General features: G+C 33.9%; 1 protein-coding gene. It reads left to right on the plus strand.

Going from position 1 to position 875, the window contains the following annotated elements; genetic code table 11:
* Positions 1 to 96: 96 nt before the first annotated feature.
* On the plus strand, positions 97 to 875 hold a 779-nt coding region (locus tag AC1P5O_RS16620), incomplete at its 3' end, for an IS982 family transposase (RefSeq protein WP_164543400.1).

Raw genomic sequence — 875 nt, forward strand, 5'->3', positions numbered from 1 at the left:
TAACCTGAGTTCGATATAAAAAAAGAGTAGAAAAAAAGCCCTGTTTTTGTAACATATTGGTTCTCAAGACAAAATGTTATAAAACAAGGCTTCTCAATGGATCATATTACCGAATTATTTTGTATTTTGGATGATTTCTGCAAAAAATTTAATGAATCTTTAGAGAAAGCTTTAATTTCTAATCAAAAAACCAGGTTGAAAAAGTCAGCTTTAAGCTTGTCTGAAGCAATGACCATTGTCATTTTATTTCATCAATCCGGTTTTAGATTCTTCAAATATTTTTATTGCCAAATGATCGTTCCATTCTGGAAATCTGCTTTTCCTAAACTGCTTAGCTACAACCGATTTATTGAAATCATGCCCCGTTGTTTGCAAGCTCTGAGTAGTTTCTTCCATCAGGTGAAAGGAAAAGATACGGGAATCAGTATCATTGACTCCACTAAATTGGTAGTTTGCCATAATCTTCGGATTAAAAGGCATCGTGTATTTAAAGGCTTGGCCGGTCGTGGAAAAAGTAGTACGGGTTGGTTTTATGGTTTTAAATTACATCTCGTTATCAATAATTTAGGTGAAATTATTAATCTCAAGCTGACATCGGGAAATGTTCATGATGTTGCTATATTAGAATCTTTAACTCAAGAATTAAAAGGGATCCTACTCGGAGACAAAGGCTATTTGAGCAAAGCAAAAGCCGAAGCTTTAGCAGCAAGAGGACTGAAAATATTGACCCCATCACGTCGGAATATGAAAAATAAACCCATCCAAACTGAAGAAGAAAAACAATTACTTTGCAGAAGAGGATTGATCGAAACAGTGAATGATCAATTAAAAAATTTACATCAACTTGAACATTCACGTCATCGTTCGGTAAATAA

The sequence above is a fragment of the Prolinoborus fasciculus genome (genome assembly GCF_056724605.1).